The following is a 1,615-nucleotide window of genomic DNA, read 5'->3' as shown; positions in this document are numbered from 1 at the left end:
CCTCGATAAACAGGCCAATGAGGCTTATGTGAAGGGCGATTCAAAGTTTTTTGAGGGAATGCTGAGCGACAAGTTCGTCATTCTCACCGGCGGCGGCCAGCGGATGGACAAGGCCGCAACCGTCAAGATGATCGCCGGCGTTAAGTGCGACATCAAGTCAATGGACCTGACCGAGCCCGCGATGTCGATGATCGACGCGGACACGTATGCCCTCATCTATAAGGCCACCTGGGACGGCACGTGCAACGGCCCCGACGGCAAGCCGATGAAGGTGCCGAGCCCGGTCCGTTCGGCCAGCATATGGGTCCGCAGCGGCGACAAATGGCAGGCGGTCTTTCACGGCGAGAATTTGATCGTCGATCCGAAGAATCCGCCAAAGGCCGCACCCGCAGCTCCGCCCAAAAAGCCCGCGGCTCCGCTCAAAAACCAAAGGCCGAAGAAGGACGACCACACTGCGGCTAATTCAAATACGGCGTCGAACACCGCTGCTCCGGCCAAGGCCACGCCCGATGCCAACACCGACGCTCTCGTCAAGGTCGAACTCGCGTTATGGGAAGCATGGAAGGAACACGACGCCAGGAAGCTCGACGATTTGATAGCAAAGGACGTTTCATTTGTGAATATATTCGGCACCTACCTCGCAACCAGGGCCGATGCAATGAAGGACTGGACCGGCGCCAATTGCGAAATCAAAAGCGTCAGCGTCACCGATGGCTTCGCCTCAGCTCTTTCGCCGACCGTCGAGATGCTCACTCGCAAGGGCACCGCCGACGGCACTTGCGGCGGTCAGGAGATCGGAGGAACTGTTATCTGGGGCGTGTCAATTTATGTTAAGGACGGCGATGCGTGGAAGTTCGCCTTTGGCATGAATTCGCCCGCTATGTAAGCTTGATTGCTGCTAAAACTGCTGAAGGCCGGAGTTTATTCGCTCCGGCCTTTTTATGCGAACATGCACGGAACGAATGTCCCGATCTCCAGGTCTATAACGACGGCGTTGAAGTGGCGCGAAACCACCTCCGCGGGCCTCGACAGTCCGATCAACACTTCGGCGACTTGCGCTTCTTGCCGATCGCGCTGCGTGCTTCGAATTTCTTGACTTGATCGGGCGCGAACGGAATCTTGCACGCCCCGACCAGCTCGACGGCGACCTTGCCGATGCCGTTGGCCGTATCGACCGCCAGCTTGTGGAGCGGTTTGACGTAGCAGGCGACCGCGATGACGAAACTGTTCATCACGTATTTGACGCGATTGGGCTGCTGGTGGATCGACTTCGCCACGCGCTGCAGGAGCGACTTGATCTCGACAAGGTCGAGGTCCGCGTCCTCCTTGATCGCGACCATGCTCCTGTAAGTCCCCCAGCCCGCCGATGCGATGGCTTCATCCTTGGAATCGATCCACTTCAAGGCCATCTCTCGACCATGCGGGCTCGCGGACGCGACCCACGGGACCGTGAATTCGGCGACCCCGTTGCAGCTGGCGCCTTTGACCCACTTTTGCAGGTCCTTCTTGGTCATCTTCGCGTCGTCCGCGATCAGACCGGCGAGGTACATCGCGTCGGCGATGCCGGTGTCGTAGAGATCCAGCGCGAGTTGGTAGTCCATCTTGACGCGTTTCT

General features: G+C 58.8%; 2 protein-coding genes. One reads left to right on the top strand and one right to left on the bottom strand.

Annotation, left to right across the window (positions count from 1 at the left end; all coding sequences use genetic code 11):
- Positions 1 to 886 (top strand): nuclear transport factor 2 family protein (locus VES88_11985; protein HYN82215.1); only part of this gene is annotated, 886 nt, incomplete at its 5' end.
- Between the two features lie 151 nt (positions 887 to 1,037).
- Here the strand turns inward: VES88_11985 and VES88_11980 are convergent.
- Positions 1,038 to 1,615, bottom strand: a 578-nt coding sequence (locus VES88_11980; protein ID HYN82214.1) for a DNA alkylation repair protein, incomplete at its 5' end; no start/stop codon positions are given.

The organism is Gemmatimonadaceae bacterium (genome assembly GCA_035633115.1).
In the GTDB taxonomy this organism is placed as follows: domain Bacteria; phylum Gemmatimonadota; class Gemmatimonadetes; order Gemmatimonadales; family Gemmatimonadaceae; genus UBA4720.
This window is presented reverse-complemented; position numbering and strand designations above follow the sequence as displayed.